The 21,713-nt window shown below is 70.9% G+C and carries 18 protein-coding genes; 5 read left to right on the forward strand and 13 right to left on the reverse strand.

Annotation, left to right across the window (positions count from 1 at the left end):
• Positions 1 to 11 precede the first annotated feature (11 nt).
• A complete protein-coding gene (locus OHA73_RS13175) occupies positions 12 to 1,544 on the reverse strand; it encodes a YfcC family protein (RefSeq protein WP_327655121.1) in 1,533 nt (510 codons plus the stop codon).
• Positions 1,541 to 2,917 carry a M20/M25/M40 family metallo-hydrolase gene (locus OHA73_RS13180; protein ID WP_327655122.1) on the reverse strand — a complete coding sequence of 459 codons (1,377 nt, stop codon included), beginning with the start codon at positions 2,915 to 2,917 and terminating at the stop codon, positions 1,541 to 1,543. Before OHA73_RS13180 ends, OHA73_RS13175 begins: the two co-directional genes overlap by 4 nt.
• 139 nt (positions 2,918 to 3,056) lie before the next feature.
• Here OHA73_RS13180 and OHA73_RS13185 point away from each other — a divergent pair, with 139 nt between their 5' ends.
• Positions 3,057 to 3,494 carry an RNA-binding S4 domain-containing protein gene (locus tag OHA73_RS13185; RefSeq protein WP_327655123.1) on the forward strand — a complete coding sequence of 146 codons (438 nt, stop codon included), beginning with the start codon at positions 3,057 to 3,059 and terminating at the stop codon, positions 3,492 to 3,494.
• A 234-nt stretch (positions 3,495 to 3,728) separates the two neighbouring features.
• Here the strand turns inward: OHA73_RS13185 and OHA73_RS13190 are convergent, their stop codons facing one another.
• Entirely contained in the window at positions 3,729 to 4,409 is a 681-nt protein-coding gene (locus OHA73_RS13190) for a class I SAM-dependent methyltransferase (RefSeq protein WP_327655124.1), read from the reverse strand.
• A 112-nt stretch (positions 4,410 to 4,521) separates the two neighbouring features.
• Here OHA73_RS13190 and OHA73_RS13195 point away from each other — a divergent pair, with 112 nt between their 5' ends.
• A complete protein-coding gene (locus OHA73_RS13195) occupies positions 4,522 to 4,803 on the forward strand; it encodes a DUF6343 family protein (RefSeq protein ID WP_267070813.1) in 282 nt (93 codons plus the stop codon).
• Between the two features lie 14 nt (positions 4,804 to 4,817).
• Here the strand turns inward: OHA73_RS13195 and OHA73_RS13200 are convergent, their stop codons facing one another.
• From OHA73_RS13200 to rpsA, 6 genes are all read right to left on the reverse strand, one after another.
• Positions 4,818 to 5,180 (reverse strand): tetratricopeptide repeat protein, encoded by a 363-nt coding sequence (locus OHA73_RS13200; RefSeq protein WP_266720778.1) that lies wholly within the window; start codon positions 5,178 to 5,180, stop codon positions 4,818 to 4,820.
• A 104-nt stretch (positions 5,181 to 5,284) separates the two neighbouring features.
• Positions 5,285 to 5,677, reverse strand: a complete 393-nt coding sequence (locus OHA73_RS13205; protein ID WP_327655125.1) for a DUF3592 domain-containing protein — start codon at positions 5,675 to 5,677, stop codon at positions 5,285 to 5,287.
• Complete coding sequence (gene coaE, locus OHA73_RS13210) at positions 5,674 to 6,282, reverse strand: dephospho-CoA kinase (RefSeq protein ID WP_327655126.1); 609 nt, start codon at positions 6,280 to 6,282, stop codon at positions 5,674 to 5,676. Before coaE ends, OHA73_RS13205 begins: the two co-directional genes overlap by 4 nt.
• A 23-nt stretch (positions 6,283 to 6,305) precedes the next feature.
• Entirely contained in the window at positions 6,306 to 7,244 is a 939-nt protein-coding gene (locus OHA73_RS13215; protein ID WP_327655127.1) for a PAC2 family protein, read from the reverse strand.
• Positions 7,245 to 7,349: 105 nt separating this feature from the next.
• The gene (locus tag OHA73_RS13220; RefSeq protein WP_327655128.1) at positions 7,350 to 8,876 is read right to left on the reverse strand and encodes a flavin monoamine oxidase family protein; all 1,527 of its coding nucleotides are present in this window, start codon (positions 8,874 to 8,876) and stop codon (positions 7,350 to 7,352) included.
• A 356-nt stretch (positions 8,877 to 9,232) separates the two neighbouring features.
• On the reverse strand, positions 9,233 to 10,756 hold the full coding sequence (gene rpsA, locus OHA73_RS13225) for a 30S ribosomal protein S1 (RefSeq protein ID WP_266720769.1): 1,524 nt from the start codon (positions 10,754 to 10,756) through the stop codon (positions 9,233 to 9,235).
• 363 nt (positions 10,757 to 11,119) lie between these two features.
• On the opposite strand from rpsA, the gene OHA73_RS13230 reads away from it, so the two are divergent.
• Together OHA73_RS13230 and hrpB are read left to right on the forward strand one after the other, a co-directional pair.
• The gene (locus OHA73_RS13230) at positions 11,120 to 11,950 is read left to right on the forward strand and encodes a class I SAM-dependent methyltransferase (RefSeq protein WP_266720767.1); all 831 of its coding nucleotides are present in this window, start codon (positions 11,120 to 11,122) and stop codon (positions 11,948 to 11,950) included.
• Positions 11,951 to 11,997: 47 nt separating this feature from the next.
• Positions 11,998 to 14,571 carry an ATP-dependent helicase HrpB gene (gene hrpB / locus OHA73_RS13235; protein WP_327655129.1) on the forward strand — a complete coding sequence of 858 codons (2,574 nt, stop codon included), beginning with the start codon at positions 11,998 to 12,000 and terminating at the stop codon, positions 14,569 to 14,571.
• Here the strand turns inward: hrpB and OHA73_RS13240 are convergent.
• From OHA73_RS13240 to OHA73_RS13250, 3 genes are all read right to left on the reverse strand, one after another.
• Positions 14,561 to 15,565, reverse strand: a complete 1,005-nt coding sequence (locus OHA73_RS13240; protein ID WP_327655130.1) for a DUF3068 domain-containing protein — start codon at positions 15,563 to 15,565, stop codon at positions 14,561 to 14,563. The genes hrpB and OHA73_RS13240 overlap by 11 nt on opposite strands.
• 39 nt (positions 15,566 to 15,604) lie before the next feature.
• Positions 15,605 to 15,739, reverse strand: coding sequence for an SPW_0924 family protein (locus tag OHA73_RS13245; RefSeq protein WP_266720761.1), 135 nt, complete (start codon positions 15,737 to 15,739; stop codon positions 15,605 to 15,607).
• 170 nt (positions 15,740 to 15,909) lie between these two features.
• A complete protein-coding gene (locus tag OHA73_RS13250) occupies positions 15,910 to 17,637 on the reverse strand; it encodes a lytic transglycosylase domain-containing protein (RefSeq protein ID WP_327655131.1) in 1,728 nt (575 codons plus the stop codon).
• A 180-nt stretch (positions 17,638 to 17,817) separates the two neighbouring features.
• On the opposite strand from OHA73_RS13250, the gene OHA73_RS13255 reads away from it, so the two are divergent.
• A complete protein-coding gene (locus tag OHA73_RS13255) occupies positions 17,818 to 18,669 on the forward strand; it encodes a DUF4184 family protein (protein WP_327655132.1) in 852 nt (283 codons plus the stop codon).
• A gap of 144 nt (positions 18,670 to 18,813) precedes the next feature.
• On the opposite strand, the gene polA is transcribed toward OHA73_RS13255, so the two are convergent.
• Positions 18,814 to 21,483 carry a DNA polymerase I gene (gene polA / locus OHA73_RS13260; RefSeq protein WP_266725549.1) on the reverse strand — a complete coding sequence of 890 codons (2,670 nt, stop codon included), beginning with the start codon at positions 21,481 to 21,483 and terminating at the stop codon, positions 18,814 to 18,816.
• Positions 21,484 to 21,713 lie beyond the last annotated feature (230 nt).

Raw genomic sequence — 21,713 nt, forward strand, 5'->3', positions numbered from 1 at the left:
CGACGACAGGGCTACGTGAACGCGGCCCCCAGCGCCACGAACGCGCAGATCAGCACGAACAGGATGGCCAGCAGCGGCCACACGAACCGCAGGTACTTGTCGTAGCCGACCTTGGCGAGGGCCACGCCGCCGATGGTGACGGCGGTCGTCGGCACCCACAGGTTCATCCAGCCGCTGGCCGCCTGCCACGCCGTGACGACGACCGCGCGCGAGACGTCCGCGAAGTCGGCGAGCGGCGCGAGGATCGGCATGGCGAGGGTGGCGTGCCCGGACGTGGACGGGATGAGGAAGGCGAGCGGCAGGTTCACGAGGAAGACGATGATCGCGAAGACGCCGGACGAGGTGCCCTTCACGACGCCCTCGATCGCGTGCAGCACCGTGTCCGTGATCTTCGAGTTGTTCATGATCACGGTGACGCCGCGGGCCAGCAGGATGACGAGCGCGGGCGACACGAAGTCGGCGGCGCCCTGGACGATCGTCGAGCTGAGCTTCTGCTCGCCCATCCGCGCGACGATCCCCACGAGCACGGCCGCGACGAGGAAGAGCGCCGCCAACTGCGGGAAGGACCAGTCGAGTTCGAAGCCGTACGGGGTCGCGTCCGCGTCTCCGGTCAGGGCGCTCGCCCAGGGCACCACCGAGAAGATCATGAAGGCGAAGACCAGCGCCGTGGCGACCAGAACTCCCTTGTGCAGGCCGGTCAGTTCGGGCACATCGGCCGCCTCGGTGGCCGTCTCGTCGAGGTCCCGGTCCCCCGGCAGGAAACCCGAGACCGAGCGTGCCGGGTCGCTCCGCACCCGCTTCGCGTAGCGGATGACGTACGCGATGGTGACGCCGGTCAGCACGATCCACATCGCGAACCGCAGCGCGACGCCGTCGCCCAGTGAGATGTCGGCGGCCGAGGAGGCGACGCCGGTCGCGAACGGGTTGACCGTCGAGCACAGCACGCCGACGCCCGCGCCGAGGATGATCGCGCCGACCGCCGTCATCCGGTCGTAACCGAGCGCCAGCATCAGCGGCACGATCAGGCCGTAGAAGCCGAGCGTCTCCTCGGCGAAGCCCTCGACCGTGCCGAGGACGGAGAAGACGGCCATGACGCCCGCGATGAGCAGCGCCCCGCGTTCGCGAAGCCGGTGGGCGAGGCGGCCGATGCCGCGGTCGAGTGCGCCGGTCGCGAAGACGACGGTGATGAACGCGCCGATGGCGAGCACGAAGAGGAAGACGCCCGCACTGCCGTACAGATCACCGGAGTTGTCGGGCGAGACGAGGGCGGTCTTCGGGTCCTGGATGCCGTAGAGGCCGTTGACCGGGGCGAGGAACAGGTCGTTGAGACGGTCGACGAAGGACTGCCCGGAGTCGACGCGCTGATACGTGCCCTCGACGGGCGCGCCCTCACGGTTCCTGTCGTACTCCCCCGACGGGATCAGGAACGCGAGCAGCCAGATCGCGATCGTGACGACGGCGAGGACGGTGAGGGCACTGGGGAAGGTGAACTTCCTTTTGGCCGGGGGCTGTTCGGGGGCCTCGGTGGTGTCGGCGGTGCTCATGAGCCGCTCCGGAAGTCGGCCGCGTACTCGCGTACGAACGCGCACATCGCGACGACCGTGGCGTGCAGTTCGGAGAACAGGACGCGTTCGTTGGGGGCGTGCAGATTGCAGAGGTTGTCCTGCGCGCCGAAGAGCAGTACCTCGGCGTTCGGCGCGGCCTGCGCGAGGCCGTTGACCAGCGGGATGGAGCCGCCGGTCGCGACGTACGAGGCGTCGGCGCCCCACGCCTCCTTGAGCGCGGCGCGGGCGGCGCGGTAGGCGGGGCCGCCGGTGTCCGCCTCGTATCCGGGCCCGGTGTCGCCGGGGGTGACGGTGAGCGCGACGCCGAAGGGCCGCAGGGAGCGCAGATGCCGTACGAGGAGGTCCTGGGCCTCGCGCGGGTCCTGCTGGGGATGGAAGCGCAGGTTCAGCTTGGCGCGGGCGTGTGGGACGACGGCCGAGGCGGCGCCCGCCACGCTCGGTGCGTCGAGGCCGATGACGGTGATCGCGGGGCCGCTCCACAGGCGCTCACCGAGGGTGCCGCTGCCGAGCAGCGGGAGGCCCTCCTCGACGCCGGCGAGCTCGCGGAACTCCTCGTCGGTGTAGCCGGCGCCGGTCCACGGGTCGCGGCGCAGCCCCTCGACGGCGACGTCCCCGTGCACGTCGTGCAGCGTGGACAGGGCCTTGAGGAGGACGAGCAGGGCGTCGGGGGCCGCGCCGCCGAACTCGCCGCTGTGGCGGGCCTCTTCGAGCGTGCGGACCTCGACGGTGACCTCGGCGGCGCCGCGCAGGCCGGTGGTGAGGGTCGGGGTGCCGGGCCGGAGATTGCCGAGATCGGCGATGACCATCGCATCACAGGCGAACCGCTCGGGGTCGGTCGGCGGATAGCCGTCGAAGGGGCTGCCGTACTCCTCCTGCCCCTCGAACACGATCTTGACGCCGACGGGCGGTCGACCGCCGAAGGCGCGCAGCATGCCCAGATGCGCGATGACGTTCGACTTGTCGTCGGCGATGCCACGGGCCCGCAGCCCGCCCTCGATCGCGGTCGGCTCGAAGGGCGGCGACTTCCACAAGCTCTCGTCGCCGGGCGGCTGCACGTCGTAGTGGGAGTAGAGCAGGACGGTCGGGGCGTCGGGCGTGGGCGGCGGGATCTCGCCGAAGATCACCGGCGCGGTGTCGGGCAGGTCGAGGGTCTCGACGTGCTCCACGCCCGCGTCCCGCAGCAGCCCGACGAGCAGGTCGTGCGCCTCGCGCACCGGCTCCTCCGGGTAGCCGGGGAAAGCGACGGAGGGGATGGCGGCCAGCCGCTCCAGGTCGGACCGCAGCCCGTCCATCAGTCGGTCGACCGCGGCCCGCGGGTCGCCGGTCGGGTCGATGGCATCCGTGCCGTCCATGTCTTGTGCACCCCTCGCTGTCGATTACGCTCCTTTCGCCGGGATTATCCGGTCTGGGCGGGGGCGGTTCGGCCGGGGCTCGCCGAGGGTCACGACAACGGGTTCGGGGCGCGGCCCACGCGGGACTATCGTCGGACGCATGGCATCGCAGACACCGGGGACACCACAGGCGCCGGACGGGCCGGGCGGCGGCGGGAGCGTGCGGGTCGACAGCTGGATCTGGGCGGTACGCCTGGTCAAGACACGCTCGGCGGGCGCCGCCGCCTGCAAGGGCGGGCACGTCAAGGTCAACGGGACGAGCGTCAAGCCCGCCCACGCGCTGCGCATCGGCGACGAGGTGCGGGTGCGCCGGCCCGGCGAGCACGAGCGCCTGGTCGAGGTCAAACGCCTCATCCGCAAACGGGTCGGGGCACCGGTCGCCGCCGAGGCCTACGTCGACAACTCCCCACCGCCGCCCCCGCGCGAGGTGATCACCCCGATCGGCATCCGCGACCGCGGCACGGGCCGCCCCACGAAGCGCGACCGCAGGGAACTGGAACGCCTGCGCGACATCTTCGGCCAGGGCGGCCCGAACTAAGCCTCCACCTCCGGCACTTGAGCCACTTCAGCCCTGCGGCGGTCGATCCACTTCATGCCCCCTGCGGCACTTGAGCCATATCAAGCCCCGCAGGGGGCACCTCCCAGCGTTAGCTGGGGGAGATTGAGGCGCGGGGTCCGGGGCGGAGCCCCGTGGCGTAGGAGCGGCGCCCGGACCCAACGAACGCCCCGTGACGTGGAAGTGACGCCCGAGCCCCACCGACTCCCCGCCCCGTCACACCGGCACCGCCCGCACCCAGGACCCGTCCTCCGTCAGCATCCGGTCGACCTTCAAGTCCGCCTGCGCCAGCGCCTGTTCGAACTCCTCCGGGGTGAGCGGACGCGCCCGGTACGTCTGCGTCCACACCGCATCAGGGAACACGTACTCGACCTTCACCGACCGCACGCCGTCACCGACCGGCTCCGAGTGGAGCTTGCGGATCGTGAACCCGCCGCCGGGCCCGGTCACCTCACGCGGCAGCCCCTCGTGCGCCCCCGGCCGCTCGCGCTGGATCAACACGCAGCCGTCGTCGGCGACATGGCGCCTGCACGTGGCGAGCATCCCCGCCCGCACCTCCGCGTCCCCGGTGTGGACGAGGATGGACCCGAGCAGCACCGCGTCGAACGTCTCGCCGAGGTCGAGGCTCTCGATGGAGCCGCGCACCGTGCGCGCACCCCGGACCCGCTCCAGCATCTCCGACGACTCGTCCACCGCCGTCACCCGAAACCCCCGCTCGACGAGCGGGTGCGTCACGCGGCCGACCCCACAGCCGAGTTCCAGCAGAGTCGCGCCTGCGGGCACGGCGCCCGCGACGACATCCGGCTCGTCCTCGACCACGAGCCGCGAGTACAGCTCCACGGCACAGCCGTCCGGCGTGATCGCGCCCGGCCCCGTGCCCTCATATCCCGTACGCATCTCAAGACCCATGCAGAGCCAACGAACCGCCCGCGGGCGCCGTTCCCGCCCTACGCCGCTTCACCCGTGAGTGGCATGCTGGGAGGTGCAGCACCCCGAGGGGATGGTGACCATGCGCCCGACGCCCCCGCCACACTTGATCCGCACCGGTGACGAACCGGTCACCGCCCGCAGCCCGCTGCGCCTACGGCTCGGCCTCGCGCTGTTCGGGCTCGTGTGGACGGTCTTCGGCACCGTCGCGTTCCTGCTCGCGCACCGCCCGGGGTGGGCGCTGGCCTGCGGAGTCCTGTGGCTGATCACGACGGTCGACCTGTTCATGATCCTTCGGCACATCCGCCAGGGCCCGCACTACCAACCGGGCCGGGACGTTCCGCCGTACCGCAAGCCCCGGTAGGGCCCTGGCGGCCCTCAGTCGTCGAAGCGCGCCGCCGCCAGGTAGTCCGGCTGCGGGTCGAGCGCGGCGGCGAGGCGGAAGTGCCGCCGGGCCTGCTTCGGGCGCGACCACCGCTCGTACGTCCTGGCCAGCGCGAAATGCGCGAACGCGTTGTCCGGCTCGCGCTCCAGGACGATCGTGAACTCCAGCTCGGCCGCCCGCAGTTGCGCGGCGGCGAAGAACGCGCGGGCCCTCAGCAGCCGGGCCGCCGTGTGCTCCGGATAGAGGGCGAGCACGTCGTCCAGGAGCTTCACCGCTCCGCGCGGATCGCGCGCGGCCAAGAGCTGCTCGGCGGCGCGATAGTCGATGACGTGCGTCTCCGGGGTGGCATCGGGCACGACGAACCTCCTCCTGGTGTCGACATGGTCAACACCATGGACCGTAGGGGCTATTCCTGCCCGCGGCCCCTACAGAGAACACGTGCCCGGAACACGCGGCGCGATCAGCGCGAGCGGCTCAGGGACACCGTGAGCACCATGCCCACGAGCACGAGAAGGGCGCCGGCGATCATGAAGGCCCGGTCCACGCCGGGCCGTTCGCCACCGAGCAGCACGGTCTCGCGCGGGTCCTCGGTGTCGTACGCGACGCTGACGACCCGGCCGGCGGGCAGCGGCCGCCGCTTGCTGGGCGGCACCGGAGAGACGACCTCCACGACCTGCCCGTCGCCCGTCTCGAACTGGAGCAGCGGCCGCTCGGACCCCGGCTGCGGCGGTTTGACCAGGGCCTGCGCGATGTTCCCCGCGTCCTGCACGCGACGGCTCCGCTGAAGTCCGTACGCGCCCGCGATCAGCGCCACCAGACCGCCGAGCGCGGTGCAGGCGGCGAGAACGATCACGCGGTCGCGGCACGCGCCCGGCGCGCCAGCTCCGCCCAGACCTCGTCGGCCCGCTCCCGCAATCGCTCCAGCGGTACGTCGTTGTCGATCACGATGTCCGCGATCTCCAGCCGCTTCTCGCGGGTGGCCTGCGCGGACATCCGGGCCCGCGCGTCCTCCTCGCTCATGCCGCGAAGCCGGGTGAGGCGGTCGAGCTGGGTGTCGGGGCTCGCGTCGACGACGATCACCAGGCCGTAGAGCGGGGCCAGCCCGTTCTCCGTGAGCAGTGGCACGTCGTGGACGACGACGGAGTCGGGGCCCGCGGTGGCTTCGAGCTCGGCGGAGCGGGTGCCGACCAGCGGATGCACGATCTTGTTGAGGGTGGCCAGCTTGTCGGAGTCCGCGAACACGACCGAGCCGAGCTTCGGCCGGTCCAGGTTCCCGTCCGGGGCGAGCACCTCGGTGCCGAACGCCTCGACGACGGCCGCGAGCCCCTCGGTCCCGGGCTCGACGACCTCCCGCGCGATCTTGTCGGCGTCGATCAGCACGGCTCCCCGCTCCACGAGCAGCCGTGACACCTCACTCTTGCCGGCACCGATTCCGCCGGTCAGCCCCACCTTCAACATAAGCGGAAGCTTAGAGCCTGTGATCAGGCGTCGCCTTCGCGTTCCGCCAGGAACTTCTCGAACTCCTGGCCGATCTCGTCCGCCGACGGGATGTCCAACGGCTCCGCCAGCATGTTGCCCCGCTGGTCAGCTCCCGCGGACGCGTCGTACTGGTGCTCAAGGCCCTGGACCAGGGAGACCAGCTCCTCGTCGCCCTCCTGCACCTGCCGGTCGATCTCCGTCTGCGTACGGTGCGCGTCCGTGCGCAGCCCGTGCGCGACGCCCGGCAGCACCATGCCGGTCGCTGCGGTGATCGCCTCCAGGACGGTCAGCGCGGCGTCCGGGTACGCGGAGCGGGCGATGTAGTGCGGGACGTGCGCGGCGACGCCGAGGACGTCGTACCCGGCCTCCATGAGGCGGTACTCGACGAGGGCCGCGGCGCTGCCCGGCACCTGCGCCTCGTCGAACGGGCTGGCGTGCCCCGGCACCAGGTCGGTGCGGTTGCCGTGCGGGGTGAGGCCGACGGGGCGGGTGTGCGGGACGCCCATCGGGATCCCGTGGAAGTTCACCGCGAGGCGCACCCCGAGCCGCTCCGAGATCTGCCGCACCGCGGCCGCGAAACGCTCCCACTCGACGTCCGGCTCGGGCCCGGCGAGCAGCAGGAACGGCGCACCCGTCGCATCCTGCACGAGCCGCACCTCGAGCACCGGCACCTCGTACTCGGTCCACCGGTCGCGGCGGAACGTGAGCAGCGGGCGGCGGGCCCGGTAGTCCACGAGCCGGTCGTGGTCGAAGCGGGCCACCACCTGGTGCGGCAGCGAGTCGATGAGCCGCTCGACGATCTGGTCGCCGGTCTCACCGGCGTCGATGTAACCGTCGAAGTGGTAGAGCATGACCAGTCCGGCCGACTCCTGGGCAAGCGCCATGTCCACGGCGGCGAGCCCCTTCGGCTCCCATGAATACAGTTCCTGCGGATCAAGCACAGTGACCGCTCCTCCTCGTGTTCCACCACAAGAACGCACGGAACGGGTGCGGGCATTCCCGCCCGCACCCATTCTCAGCAGCCTCTTACGAACATAAGCAGCGCGTCAGTTGGCCATCACGCGCGCGTGCAGCTTGCCGACCGCCCGCCTGGCCGAGGTGAACGCCCCGTGCTGCCAGGCGTCCGTGTAGCTGAGCCAGTCGCCGGCGAAGTAGACGCGGCCCGTCGGTTCGTTGAGCGGCTTGTAGCGGGGGTCGTCGGGCCCGCCGGGGGTGTCGTGCCAGGCGGCCTCCAGGTGCGGGGTCTGCCGCCAGTGGTGCGAGAACGAGGTCGCCAGCTCGGTCCGGTACTTCTCGCCGTAGATCTTCACGCCCTGCGCGACGGCCCGCGCCTCGCGCGCCGCGGGGCTGAGCTTCGCGTACTTGTCGGCGTCGGTGTCGTAGTTGTAGTAGCCGATCATGAGGCCGCGCTCGCCGTGGAACCCGTACGACGGGTGCCAGATGTGGCTGAGGTCCATATCGGTCTCGGTGATGCCGCCGTAGATCCGGTGGTCGGTCTCCCACCACCGGATCCGGTACTCCAGGCCGATCTTCCCCGCGGACTGCGGTGTGATGGCCTGCAGGGCGCTCTGCACGCCGGAGCCGAGGTTGTGCGGGATCTTGGCGAGGATGTTGGGCGGCAGCGCGCCCACGCAGTAGTCCGCCTCGACGACCCGGGTCCGCCCACCCTGCGTATACGTGACGGAAACCCCGTCCCCCTTGTCCATGATCTTCGCGACGACGGCCCCGGTGCGTATCCGCTCCGCGCCGATCGCCTTCGTCAGCGCCTTCGGTATCTGATCCATCCCGCCGACCGGCTGGAACATCAACATGGCCTGGTCGTAGCCGAATTCGAAGGAGAAGTAGCGCCCGACCCCACTGGCGAACACGTCGGACGCGGACGGCACGTCCCCGAGGACCGTGCCCGGCGTCCCGGTCGCGGCGGGCACGGTGGAGTACCCGCGCCGGTCGCACCCTTCGTAGGTGAGCTTGTCCCCCAGCGACCCGAAGTCCTTCAGGAACTCCACGAGCCGATCCTGATCGGCAGCGGTCAGCTCCTTGTCCAGCGCCCCCTTGCCGGAAGCCTTCGCGAGCAACTCACTCACATACCCATAGACGTCGGCCTTGGCGGTCCGATACCGCACGGGCTTCGCCATCCCGGCGCCCTCGTTGAAGAGATAAGCGTCAGCATTCGTGTTGGTGAACACCTCGATGGGCACGCCGAGTTCACGACAGTAATCCAGGGTGACCATCCACTGCGGAAGTCTCGCCGGGCCCGCGTTCATGTACTGCCCGTCGCTGAACCGGGCGGTCTGCTTGTTCCCGTACGTGTCGACGGTCGAATCGCCGCCCCGCACCGTGAAGTTGCGGCCACCGGTCCGGCCCCTGGCCTCCAGGACCGTACAGTCGTAGCCGGCCTTGCCCAGCTCGTACGCGGTGGCGAGCCCGGCGATGCCGCCACCCACGATCACGACTTTCGCGGCGCCACGCCCGCTCAGCGAGAAGTCCCCCGACCGCGGCGCGCGATACGGCAGTTCACGCTGCGCCGCCTGCGCGGTGGGCGCGAGCCCGAGCGCCCCCATGGTGGCGAACATGGCCCCGGCACCCCCACTGACCCCCACGCTCCGCAAAAACGCCCGCCGACTACTGCCACCGACCTTTGCCTGTGCTGCCGCCACGATGCCCAGCTCCCCTCGGACCGCACTCGATCAAGAACGACCCGGGGATCGTGTCAACGCCCTGTTACACCCCGCCCCCACCTCGTGTATCCGCCACGTTTCTCTTGAGCCAGGGGGCAGGTAGCCCAGGGGCGCGGGGAACTGCGCGCGCAACCACGCCCTACGCCGCACAGCGGACAAGGCCCCCCTCTGTGGCCCAGGGCACAAAAAAACGGTTGGGCCGCACCAAAAGGTGCGACCCAACCGCTAACTACCTGCTAGCGCAGAGCGTTTCAGCTCTGGCCACCCGCCAGCTTCTCGCGAAGCGCGGCAAGCGCCTCGTCCGAGGCGAGCGCGCCGGAGTTGTCGGCCGTCTCCGAGGAGTACGAACCGCCGCCACCGCCGCCGCTGCCACCGGAGGCGGCCGGAGCCGCAGCACCGGCGGGAGCCGCAGCACCCTCGGCCTCGGCCTGAGCGTCGGCCTCGCGGGACTTGATGACCTGAGCCTGGTGCTGCTCGAAGCGCTGCTGCGCCTCGGCGTACTGGCCCTCCCAAGCCTCGCGCTGGGTGTCGAAGCCCTCGAGCCAGTCGTTGGTCTCGGGGTCGAAGCCCTCGGGGTAGATGTAGTTGCCCTGGTCGTCGTAGGACGCGGCCATGCCGTACAGGGTCGGGTCGAACTCGACGACCGACGGGTCGGCGCCGAAGGCCTCGTTGGCCTGCTTCAGCGAGAGGCTGATGCGACGACGCTCGAGGTCGATGTCGATGACCTTGACGAAGATCTCGTCGTTGACCTGGACGACCTGCTCCGGGATCTCCACGTGGCGCTCGGCCAGCTCGGAGATGTGGACCAGACCCTCGATGCCCTCGTCGACGCGGACGAACGCACCGAACGGAACCAGCTTCGTGACCTTGCCGGGAACGACCTGGCCGATCTGGTGCGTACGGGCGAACTGCTGCCACGGGTCTTCCTGCGTCGCCTTCAGCGACAGGGAGACACGCTCGCGGTCCATGTCGACGTCGAGGACCTCGACGGTGACTTCCTGGCCGACCTCGACAACCTCGGACGGGTGGTCGATGTGCTTCCAGGAGAGCTCGGAGACGTGGACGAGACCGTCGACGCCACCCAGGTCCACGAAGGCACCGAAGTTGACGATCGAGGAAACGACGCCGGAGCGGACCTGACCCTTCTGCAGGGTGGTGAGGAACGTCTGGCGGACCTCGGACTGGGTCTGCTCGAGCCAGGCACGGCGGGACAGGACCACGTTGTTGCGGTTCTTGTCCAGCTCGATGATCTTCGCCTCGAGCTCCTTGCCCACGTAAGGCTGAAGGTCGCGGACGCGGCGCATCTCGACGAGGGAGGCCGGCAGGAAGCCACGGAGGCCGATGTCGAGGATGAGACCACCCTTGACGACCTCGATGACGGTACCGGTGACGATCCCGTCCTCTTCCTTGATCTTCTCGATCGTGCCCCAGGCGCGCTCGTACTGAGCACGCTTCTTGGACAGGATCAGACGGCCTTCCTTGTCCTCCTTCTGGAGAACCAGGGCCTCGATCTCGTCGCCGACGGCCACGACCTCGTTCGGGTCGACGTCGTGCTTGATCGAAAGCTCTCGGCTCGGGATGACACCTTCGGTCTTGTAACCGATGTCGAGGAGAACCTCGTCCCGGTCAACCTTGACGATGACGCCGTCGACGATGTCGCCATCGTTGAAGTACTTGATCGTCTCGTCGATGGCGGCGAGGAATGCTTCCTCGTTACCGATGTCGTTGACCGCAACCTGCGGGGTGGTGGCGGTGGTCTCGGTGCTGCTCGTCATGTGGGAAAGGGCTCCGGCGGACATTGAAAGTCGGGGGGTACTGCTACGCCGGGAGCCCGTTTCGCTCTGAAGAAGCCAGACAGCCTTGGAAGCGCCGAATCCGGAGCTCCGTGAGGAAACCGGTGGCGCCTCGACAACCGAGGGGACATGCAACAGATGCGAGCACAGCCTGCTATGTCCGAGGTGCGCAGGCCCGCAGCGCAACTTGTAGCATACGGGGGCAGCCGGACAGGGTCAATGCGCGAAGGCGCACACCCGGGGCGGATCGCCGCATACCCGGCACAAAACCTGTCTCACAAGGCCACTGGCATCGCAGAGCGGCACATTATTACGAGGGAGCCGATCATCCAAGAGTCCGGACCAATGGAAGCGCACGACTCCCCCTCGACGGTCGACGACGACTCGACGGCGACCCGGCGGGACGCGGACACCACGGAGAGCTCGCGGGCCAACCGCGGCTGGTGGGACAGGAACGCGGACGACTACCAGGTGGAGCACGGCACGTTCCTCGGCGACGACCGTTTCGTGTGGTGCCCCGAGGGGCTCGACGAGATGGAGGCCGAGCTGCTCGGCCCGCTCGACGACCTCGCGGGCAAGGACGTCCTGGAGATCGGGGCGGGCGCCGCGCAGTGCTCGCGCTGGCTGCTCGCCCAGGGCGCGCGCCCCGTCGCCCTCGACCTCTCGCACCGCCAGCTCCAGCACGCCCTGCGCATCGACGGCGGCAAGGTGCCGCTCGTGGAGGCGGACGCCGGGGTGCTCCCCTTCAAGGACGGCTCCTTCGACCTGGCCTGCTCCGCGTACGGGGCGCTCCCCTTCATCGCGGACCAGGTGCAGGTGATGCGCGAGGTGCACCGCGTGCTGCGGCCCGGCGGGCGGTTCGTCTTCTCCGTCACGCACCCGATCCGCTGGGCGTTCCCCGACGAGCCGGGCCCCGAGGGCCTGTCCGTCGCCGCCTCGTACTTCGACCGCACTCCTTATGTGGAGCAGGACGAGGAGGGGCGGGCCGTGTACGTCGAGCACCACCGGACCATCGGGGACCGGGTGCGGGACGTGGTGGCGGGCGGCTTCCGGCTCGTCGACCTCGTGGAGCCGGAGTGGCCCGAGTGGAACACACAGGAGTGGGGCGGCTGGTCGCCGCTGCGCGGGAACCTGATCCCGGGAACGTCGATCTTCGTGTGTGAGCGAAGCGAGTAGCGAGTAGGGGTCGCCCCCGGCCGGAGGCTGGGGGCGAGACTGAGGGGGTGACCGCTCCCTCCTCCCCCTCTTCTGTTCGTGACGAGGCGCTGCAAGCCCTCCCCGTACGGTCCGCGCTGCCCGCGCTGACGTCCGCGCTCGACGCGGACGGGGCCGCGGTGCTCGTGGCGCCACCCGGCACCGGCAAGACGACCCTCGTACCGCTGGTGCTGGCCGGGCTGCTCGACGAGGACGCTCCCGTACGTCGTGTGGTGGTCGCCGAGCCGCGGCGGATCGCGGCCCGGGCGGCGGCGCGGCGGATGGCGTGGCTGCTCGGCGAGAAGGTCGGGGAGCGGATCGGCTACACGGTGCGCGGCGAGCGCGTCGTCGGGCCGCGCACCCGCGTCGAGGTGGTCACGACGGGTGTACTGCTGCAACGGCTGCAACGGGACCAGGAGTTGAGCGGCGTCGATGCCGTGATGCTCGACGAGGTGCACGAGCGGCACCTCGACGCGGACACCGTGGCCGCCTTTCTGTGGGACGTACGCGAGGCGCTGCGGCCGGAGCTGAAGCTGGTCGCGGCGTCCGCGACCACGGACGCCGAGGGGTGGGCCTCGCTGCTCGGGGGCGCCCCGGTCGTCGAGGCCGAGGGCGTCTCGTACCCGGTGGACGTGGTGTGGGCGCCGCCCGCGCGTCCGGTGCGGCCGCCGCACGGGATGCGGGTGGATCCGGCACTGCTCACGCATGTGGCGTCCGTGGTGCGGCGTGCGCTCGCCGAGCGGGACGGCGACGTGCTGTGTTTTCTGCCGGGCGTCGGGGAGATCGCGCGGGTGGCCGGGCAGTTGGGCGCCCTGGGCGAGGTGGACGTGCTGCAGGTGCACGGGCGGGCGCCGGCCGCCGTGCAGGACGCGGTGCTGTCGGCGGGTGCGCGGCGGCGGGTCGTGCTCGCCACGGCCGTCGCGGAGTCGTCGTTGACCGTGCCGGGGGTGCGGGTCGTCGTGGACGCGGGGCTCGCGCGGGAGCCGCGGGTGGACCACGCGCGCGGGTTGAGCGCGCTGACGACCGTACGGGCTTCCCGTGCGGCCGGGACACAGCGGGCGGGACGGGCCGGGCGTGAGGCGCCGGGTGTGGTGTACCGGTGCTGGGAGGAGGCGGAGGACGGGCGTCTTCCCCGCTTCCCCTCCCCCGAGATCAAGGTGGCGGACCTGACGGCGTTCGCGCTTCAAGTGGCGTGCTGGGGCGACCCGGACGCGTCGGGGCTCGCGCTGCTCGACGCGCCTCCCGGCGGGGCGATGGCGGCGGCGCGGGCCACTCTGGCCGTGGTGGGTGCGGTCGAGGGGGAATCCGGGCGAGCCACCGAGCGGGGTGGGCGGTTGGCTCGGCTCGGGGTGCATCCGCGGCTGGGGCGTGCCCTTGTAGACGCGGCTCCCGTGGTGGGCGCGCAGCGGGCGGCCGAGGTGGTCGCGCTGCTGAGCGAGGAGCCGCCGCGGGAGTACGGGGACGATCTTGGCGGGGCGTTGCGGGCCGCTCGGCGGGGACGGGACGCGTATGCCGGGCGGTGGGCGCGTGAGGTTCGACGGCTGGCCCGTCTGGTCTCGGAGTCCGCGCCTTCGGCGCGGGAGACGCCCCACCCACCCACGCGAAACGCCGCACCGGAAGGTTCCAGTAGCGACGATCACGTCGCCGGAGTCGTCGCCGCGCTCGCCTTTCCCGAGCGGGTTGCCCGGCGCGTCGGCGGCTCGTTCCTCATGGTTTCCGGGACCCGCGCCGACGTCCCCGACGGGTCCGCTCTGCGGGACGCCGAGTGGGTGGCCGTCGCCGTCGCCGACCGACCCGTGGGGGCCGGGCACGCGCGCGTGCGGCTCGGCGCGGTCGTGGACGAGGAGGTCGCCCGAAGGGCCGCCGCGTCACTGCTGCACAAGGGCGACGAAGTGGCGTGGGCGGGCGGCGAGTTGGTGGCCCGGCACGTCACCCGGCTCGGCGCCGTCGAACTCGCCGTACGGCCGCTCAAGAACCCCGCCCCCGGCCTCGTACGGGGCGCTCTGCTCGAAGGGTTGCGGCGCGAAGGGCTCGGGCTGCTGCGGTGGAGCAGGGACGCCGTGGCGCTGCGGGAGCGGTTGGCGTTTCTGCGGCGGCACGTCGGGGAGCCGTGGCCGGACGTGAGCGACGATGCGCTGCACGCGCGCGTGGACGAGTGGCTGGAGCCGGAGTTGAGCGCGGCGCGGCGCCGGGCGGACCTCGGGCGGATCGACGCCGGGGAGGCGCTGCGGCGGCTGCTGCCGTGGGCGGGCGGCCATGCGGCGCGCCTGGACGAACTGGCGCCGGAGCGCCTCGGGGTGCCCAGCGGCTCGCGGGTGCGGCTCGACTACTCCGATCCCGAACAGCCGGTACTGGCGGTGAAGTTGCAGGAGATGTTCGGGCTGCGGGAGACACCGCGGGTGGCCGGGGTCCCCGTGCTCGTACACCTGTTGTCGCCGGCCGGGCGGCCCGCCGCCGTCACCGCGGACCTGGCCTCGTTCTGGGGCGACGGCTACCGCTCCGTGCGGGCCGATCTGCGCGGCCGCTACCCCAAGCATCCGTGGCCGGAGGACCCGGCGGCGGCCGAGCCCACGCGGCACACGAACGCCCGCCTCAGACGCTGACCGGGTCGGGCTCCGGCTCGGTCACCGGCGCGTCTTCCGGCTCGCCGGGGCGCCGGCTGCGCGCCTCCAGCCACAGCGACAGCGCGAGCAGCACCACGCCGAGGGTGAGGAAGCCCCACGGCAGGTAGGACGTGAGCAGGAGGACGAGGACGCGCTGGGACTTGACCAGGTCGACCGTCGACTCGGTGAAGTCGGGGCGCATCTTGACGTGGCCGGCAAACGCGGTGATCTTCTTGTCGGGGTCGCTCGCGAGCAGCGTGCCGCCGCGCATCTCCTCCTTGTGGATCTCCTCCCCGTACACGGGGGCGCCGGTCGTCGGGTCGACCCAGAACTTGCGGACCGTCGTGTAGTACATCTTGGTGCCGGTCTTGGCGACGGACTCCGGGGTGATGCCCTTGACGGGGAGCTTCTTGGGGAAGGGGACCTTTGTCCACGGGATCGTCTGCTCGAAGTAGTAGACGTCCAGGCCGTGGAACTTCTGGGTGCCCTTGTAGTGGATGGGGCGGGTGACGCGGGCGCGCGCGTCGAAGTACTCGTAGTCGCGCCGCTCCGTCAGGAAGGGCCACTTGAACTCGATGCCCTCGCGCCTGACCGCGTCGCCGTCGACCGATTCGCCCTTGGCGTGCACGGGCGCCGAGCTGTGGGCGTCGAAGATGTAGCGCTCGGGGATCTGGGAGACCATCTTGCCGTCGGGCCCCACTACGTAGGTGAGGCCGTCCCAGACGACGACATCGCGCCCGGCGGACTCCTCCACCTTGTTCGACGCCTCGACGTTGCCCTTGAGGGTCTGCACGATGCTGAGCTTGGGGACCTTCTTCTCCTTCATGGTCCCGTAGTCGACGAGGGTCGCGTTCTTCGCCTCCAGGACCATCGTCTGGTACTGGCTCGGCGGGATCTTCGCGAGGCGCGGGAACGCGTACCAGCGCATCAGCGGGGACATCGCCGTGAAGAACACGGCGAAGGCGAGCAGGATCAGGCTGGCCTTGCGGCGCATCGCGGCGGCCCTCCTCAACTACGGTCGTGGCACGGGCTCTTACGGGTGTTTGGGCACGGAGTGCAGCAGTGGTTTCGGGGATGTCTCGCCCGGCGGGGCACCGACCGCGGTCATGGTGAGGACCAGGGCGAGCGCCGCGGCGAGACCGATCGCCGCGGCGACGAGAGCACGCATGTCCGACCTCCCTGCAGCCTTGCGGCACACGGAATCTGATGAGGCGTCAGGCCTCTGGGTCGGTGCACCGTAGCAACGCGGAGCGGGAATGAGAACACGTTGTACGGGACGTAGTTGAGCCCCCGACCGGTGTCCGGTCGGGGGCTCAACTCGGGGCCGTGCGGCAGGTGTTACGAGGAAGCGGGCGCGGTCACCTTCAGTTCGACGTCGAGCGTCGCGCCGCCCGTCGTGGTGACGCGCAGCAGGAACGTGCCGGCCGTGTCGTCCGCGTACAGCTTCGGCAGCGTGAAGTGTCCGTCGGCGTCGGCCTTCAGGCCCTTGAGGGTGCGGATCGTCTTGCCGTCCGCGTCCTTGAAGTAGGGGCCCTTGTCCGCCTCGGTCGCGTCCTCCTTGGACGTGATGAGGGTCGCGGAAGCGGCGACCTTGTCGGCTGCGGCGCCCTTGTATGTCGCCTTCAGCTCGACGGCCTTGTCGAAGGTGCCGCCCGCCTCGCAGGTCAGCGCGTCGGCGTCGGCCCGCTCCAGCTTGTCGGCGCGCGCGGTGACCGTCGCCGTGTGGGCGGGGCCGGTCACATTGCGGCCGACGACGGTGGTGCTGACCTTGAACTGGCCGGTCTTCTTCCCCGCCTTGAGCGCCGGTGCGGTGGCCACGCCCGAGCTGTTCGTGGTGACGGTGGCACTGGTGGCGCCGCCGGAGAACGTGGCGTCCGTGGCGCCGACGATCGCGAAGCGGATCTTCGCGGAGCCGACGGCGGAGCCCGCCGCGTTCTTCGCCTTCACCTTGACCCGCGCGCTGAAGGAGTCGTCCTGCAAAGCGGCGAGGGTGCCGGTGCCCGCGTCGGCGAGCTTGGTGACGGACGCGGTGGGGCTGGTGGTGGGCGGCGGAGTGGTCCCGCCCGGGCTCTCCGAGCCGCCACCGCCGGTGTTCCCACCGGGCTTGGTCGAACCGCCACCCGGGCTCGTCGAGCCGCCGCCGGGAGTCGTCGAACCGCCGCCGGACGGGGGCTTGGACGGGTTCTTCGTGGTCGGCGACTCCGACGGGCGGTCGGTGGGGCTCGGCGACGTGCTCGCGCCGCCGCCGCTCGGGTGCTTGGGCAGCACGCCGGTGCCGTCGGGGACCGAGTGGGAGTTCTTGCGGTAGAACTCCAGCCACTTCAGGACGGTGGCGAGGTAGTCCGAGGAGTTGTTGTAGCTGAGGATCGCCTTGTTGAGGTCCAAGGCGTTCGACAGGTCGCGGTCGGCACGGCACAGATAGTGGCCCGCGGCGAGGGCGGCGTCGTAGACGTTGTTCGGGTCCTTCTTGCCGTCGCCGTTGCCGTCGCGGCCGGCCCACTCCCACGTGGAAGGGATGAACTGCATGGGGCCCACCGCCCGGTCGTGGGTGGTGTCGCCGTCGTAGGAGCCGCCGTCGGTGTCGGTGATCTTCGCGAAGCCGTTGCCGTTCAGGGGCGGGCCGAGGATCGCGTGGAGCGTGGTGCCGTCCGCGTCGACGTCGCCGCCGCGGGCCTGGCCCGACTCGACCTTTCCGATCGCGGCGAGCAGTTGCCAGTCCAGATTGCAGCCGGGCTTCGTGGTGCCTATCTCGGATGCAGCCTTCTTGTAGGCGTCGAGGACGGTCGCGGGTATGCCGGAGTCGTCGCCGCCCTTCCCGCCCGTGCCGGGCGAGGTGGTCGGGTCGTCGGTGGGGCTGTCCAGCGAGGGCAGGTCGCTGTAGTAGTCCGGGTCCGTCGCCGAGTCCGGCGGAGTGCCGTCGGAGCGGTCCGCCGCGGAACTGCCGCCGTCCGGGTGCGGAGGGCTCACTCCGGGTGCCTGGGACGCGGACAGGGCCGCCACCGCCGCGGCGGCGACCGCGGCCGTCATGACTCCTCTGCGCAGTCGCCTGCCGAATACCGCCGCCATTCCGCGAGCCCTCCCCTTGTCGCCTTTACCGACCCGCCACGCTCCCCAGCGCACGGATCCCGCCGACCCTACGACAACTTCCGCCGCACAGACACCCGTTCGTGCCCGGTATTGAACGATTGCGCCACAACGGATGCCGTACGATTCCACGCTTGCACGTACGGGACGACAGGGGGCCATGTGCCGTTCACCATCAGCCATGCAGCGGCTGTGCTGCCCTTTGTGCGGCGGGACGGTTCGGGGCGCGGTCCGCTCGTTCCCGCGCTGCTCGTCGCCGGGTCGTTCGCGCCCGACCTCACGTACTACGCGGCGGGCGTGCTGCCGGGGGCGATGGGATTCGGCTCGTTCACGCACTCGTTCACGGGTGTGTTCACCGTGGACGTGGGGCTCGCGCTCGCGCTGGTGGCCTTGTGGGCGCTGATCCGGGAGCCGGTGCTCGGGCTCGTACCGGGGCGGGTGCGGGGCCGGGTGGGGGCGGTGCTCCGGCCTTCTCGGCGGCGTACGGGATGGTGGCCGCTGTGGTGGTACGTCTCCGCGGCGCTCGGCGCCACGACGCACGTCGTGTGGGACGCCTTCACGCACCCGGACCGCTGGGGCCTGCGCCTCTTCCCCGTCCTCGGCGAGACGTTCGCCGGGTCGCCGCTCTACTGGTACGTCCAGTACGCCGGTTCGGCCGCCGCCCTCGCCGTACTCGCCGCGTTCGCGTGGTGGGCGGTACGGGGCGCCACCCCCGCCGAGACGGGCCCGGCACCGTCCCCCGGCGAGCGGTGGCTGGCGTGGACCCTGATCGCGGGCTGCGCCTGTGTCGCGGGCGCGTTGCGGGTGGCGAACTGGCTGTCGTACGTCGACGGGGCCGGGCTCACCTGGCAACCGTGGGAGATCATCCCGGCGCTGTGCTTCGGGGCTGGGGCGGGCCTCGGCGTGGGGGTGGTGCTGTACGCACTGGTGAGCCGTTTCAAGCCCCGCCGACGCGCACAGTCACCTCAAGCGGCGCCGACGACTGCAGCCAATTCAAGCCCCTCCGGCGATTGAGGAGCGGGGTCCGGGGCAGAGCCCCGATCATTTCAGCCCCGCCGGCGTTTGAGGCGCGGGGTCCGGGGCGGAGCCCCGTGACGTGAGCCGGGCGCGGGCCGCGACAACGCAACCCGCACCCCGCACCCTCCCGACCGCCGGAGGCTAATGCGCCGCAGACTCCCAGTCCGCACCAAGCCCCACCGACACATCCAGCGGAGCGCGCAGCTCAACCGCCCCGGCCATTTCCCGCCGCACCAACTCCTCCGCCGCAGCGGCCTCACCGGGGGCGATCTCAAGCACGATTTCGTCGTGGACCTGAAGCAGCATCCGCGACTTGAGCTTCGCCTCCGTGAGCGCCTTGTCCACGTTCAGCATCGCGATCTTCACGATGTCCGCGGCGGTGCCCTGGATCGGCGCGTTGAGCGCCATCCGCTCGGCCATCTCGCGGCGCTGCCGGTTGTCCGAGTTCAGGTCGGGCAGGTAGCGGCGGCGCCCCAGCATCGTCTCCGTGTACCCGGTGGCGCGCGCCTCGTCGACGGCCCGCCGCAGGTAGTCCCGTACTCCGCCGAACCGCTCGAAGTACGTGTCCATCAGGCCGCGCGCCTCGCCCGGGTCGATGCCCAGCTGGCCGGAGAGGCCGAAGGCGGAGAGGCCGTACGCGAGCCCGTACGACATCGCCTTGATCTTGCGGCGCATCTCCGCGTCGACCGCGTCCCGCTCCACTCCGAAGACCTGCGAGGCCACCGTGGTGTGCAGGTCCTCGCCGGAGTTGAACGCCTCCAGGAGGCCCTCGTCCTCGGACAGGTGCGCCATGACGCGCAGTTCGATCTGGCTGTAGTCGGCCGTCATCAGCGACTCGTAGCCCTCCCCGACGACGAAGCCGCGACGGATCGCGCGGCCCTCGTCGGTGCGGACCGGAATGTTCTGCAGGTTCGGGTCGGTCGACGACAGGCGTCCCGTCGCCGCCACCGTCTGGTTGAACGTGGTGTGGATGCGGCCGTCCGCCGCGATCGTCTTGATCAGGCCCTCGACGGTGACACGGAGCTTGGCCTGCTCACGGTGGCGCAGCATGATCACGGGGAGTTCGTGGTCGGTCTGCGTGGCCAGCCAGGCGAGCGCGTCGGCGTCCGTCGTGTACCCGGTCTTGGTCTTCTTCGTCTTCGGAAGGTCGAGTTCCTCGAAGAAGACGGCCTGGAGCTGCTTGGGGGAGCCGAGGTTGAACTCGTGCCCGACGGCGTCGTGCGCCTCCTTCACCGCCTGCTGCACGGCGCCCGCGAACATCTGCTCCATCGACTCCAGGTGGGCGCGGTCGGCGGCGATGCCGTGCCGCTCCAGGCGCGCGAGGAGCGTGGACGTGGGCAGCTCGATGTCGGTGAGCAGATCGGCGGCGCCGACCTCGCCCAGGCGCGTGCCGAAGGCCTCGCCCAGGTCGAGGATCGCGCGGGCCTGCACCATGAGCGCGTCGGCCTCCGCCTGGTCGTCCTCGTCGGTACCGAACGCGAGTTGACCGTCGGCCGCGCCGGCCGGGGCCAGCTCGCGGCCCAGGTACTCGAGCGACAGCGCGTCGAGCGCGAAGGAGCGGCGGCCCGGCTTGACCAGGTACGCGGCGAGCGCCGTGTCCATGGTGATGCCGTCGACGCTCCAGCCGTGCTCGGCGAAGACCCGCATCACGGACTTGGCGTTGTGCAGCACCTTCGGCTTCTTCGCGTCGGCGAGCCACGCGGCGAAGGCCTTCTCGTCGCCCTCGTCCAGCGTCGACGGGTCGAACCAGGCGGCCTCTCCCCCGGCGGCGGCCAGCGCGACCTCGGTGACCGAGCCCGTACCGAGCGACCAGGTGTCGACGGACGCGAGGCCCAGGACGGCCTTGCCGTGCTCGGCCAGCCACGGCGCGACCTCGCCCGACGCAAGGACCTTCCCGTCGAGCTCGACGCCCGGCTCCGCCGGGGTCTCCTCGGCCTCCTCGGCCCCCGGGTCGACGGCGAACAGGCGCTCGCGCAGCGACGGGTTACGGATCTCCAGCGTGTCCAGGATCATCGCGATCGCCGTACGGTCGTACGCCTCGCGCCCCAGGTCGGTGACCGTCTTCGGCAGCTCGACGTCACGCACCATCTCGGTCAGGCGCCGGTTCAGCTTCACGGCCTCGATGTGGTCCCGGAAGTTCTGCCCCGCCTTGCCCTTGACCTCCTCGGCGCGCTCGACCAACTCCGCGAACGAACCGAACTGGTTGATCCACTTCGCGGCCGTCTTCTCGCCGACACCGGGGATGCCCGGCAGGTTGTCCGACGGGTCGCCGCGCAGCGCCGCGAAGTCCGGGTACTGGGCCGGCGTGAGCCCGTACTTCTCCTCGACCTTCTCCGGCGTGAACCGCGTGAGCTCGGAGACGCCCTTGGTGGGGTACAGCACCGTCACGTTCTCCGAGACCAGCTGGAACGAGTCCCGGTCGCCGGTGACGATGAGCACCTCGAAGCCCGCGGCCTCGGCCTGCGTCGCGAGCGTCGCGATGACGTCGTCGGCCTCGAAGCCGTCGACCGCGAAGCGCGGCGTGTGCATCGCGTCGAGCAGCTCGCCGATCAGCTCGACCTGGCCCTTGAACTCGTCCGGCGTCTTCGAACGGTTCGCCTTGTACTCGGTGAACTCCTCGGAGCGCCACGTCTTGCGGGACACGTCGAACGCCACCGCGAAGTGCGTGGGCTCCTCGTCGCGCAGCGTGTTCGCCAGCATCGACGCGAAACCGTAGATCGCGTTCGTCGGCTGCCCCGTCGCCGTCGTGAAGTTCTCCGCGGGCAGCGCGAAGAATGCCCGGTACGCCAGCGAGTGCCCGTCCATGAGCATCAGGCGGGGGCGCCCGCCCGAGCTGCTGTCTGCTGCCTTCGCCACCGGATCCACCGTCTTCTTCGCCGTCTTCGCTGCTGCTTTCTCTGCCACGCCCACGATCCTGCCACGCCCCACTGACAGCCCGCCCGTCTCCCACCCCCGCCCTTGCAAAGAATCGCTGCGCGATGCCCCTCCTGACTCCACCTCGGACCGCCACCGGCGTTGTCACACCCCCGTGCGAAGATCGG

The sequence above is a fragment of the Streptomyces sp. NBC_00483 genome, from assembly GCF_036013745.1.
In the GTDB taxonomy this organism is placed as follows: domain Bacteria; phylum Actinomycetota; class Actinomycetes; order Streptomycetales; family Streptomycetaceae; genus Streptomyces.

Excerpts from the sequence above, each read along its gene's own strand:
- OHA73_RS13175 (WP_327655121.1), bottom strand. The coding sequence starts at position 1,544 with ATGAGCACCGCCGACACCACCGAGGCCCCCGAACAGCCCCCGGCCAAA.
- OHA73_RS13180 (WP_327655122.1), bottom strand. The coding sequence starts at position 2,917 with ATGGACGGCACGGATGCCATCGACCCGACCGGCGACCCGCGGGCCGCG.
- OHA73_RS13185 (WP_327655123.1), top strand. The coding sequence starts at position 3,057 with ATGGCATCGCAGACACCGGGGACACCACAGGCGCCGGACGGGCCGGGC.
- OHA73_RS13190 (WP_327655124.1), bottom strand. The coding sequence starts at position 4,409 with ATGCGTACGGGATATGAGGGCACGGGGCCGGGCGCGATCACGCCGGAC.
- OHA73_RS13195 (WP_267070813.1), top strand. The coding sequence starts at position 4,522 with ATGCGCCCGACGCCCCCGCCACACTTGATCCGCACCGGTGACGAACCG.
- coaE (WP_327655126.1), bottom strand. The coding sequence starts at position 6,282 with ATGTTGAAGGTGGGGCTGACCGGCGGAATCGGTGCCGGCAAGAGTGAG.
- OHA73_RS13220 (WP_327655128.1), bottom strand. The coding sequence starts at position 8,876 with ATGTTCGCCACCATGGGGGCGCTCGGGCTCGCGCCCACCGCGCAGGCG.
- rpsA (WP_266720769.1), bottom strand. The coding sequence starts at position 10,756 with ATGACGAGCAGCACCGAGACCACCGCCACCACCCCGCAGGTTGCGGTC.
- OHA73_RS13230 (WP_266720767.1), top strand. The coding sequence starts at position 11,120 with ATGGAAGCGCACGACTCCCCCTCGACGGTCGACGACGACTCGACGGCG.
- OHA73_RS13240 (WP_327655130.1), bottom strand. The coding sequence starts at position 15,565 with ATGCGCCGCAAGGCCAGCCTGATCCTGCTCGCCTTCGCCGTGTTCTTC.
- OHA73_RS13245 (WP_266720761.1), bottom strand. The coding sequence starts at position 15,739 with ATGCGTGCTCTCGTCGCCGCGGCGATCGGTCTCGCCGCGGCGCTCGCC.
- OHA73_RS13250 (WP_327655131.1), bottom strand. The coding sequence starts at position 17,637 with ATGGCGGCGGTATTCGGCAGGCGACTGCGCAGAGGAGTCATGACGGCC.
- polA (WP_266725549.1), bottom strand. The coding sequence starts at position 21,483 with ATGCTCATGGACGGGCACTCGCTGGCGTACCGGGCATTCTTCGCGCTG.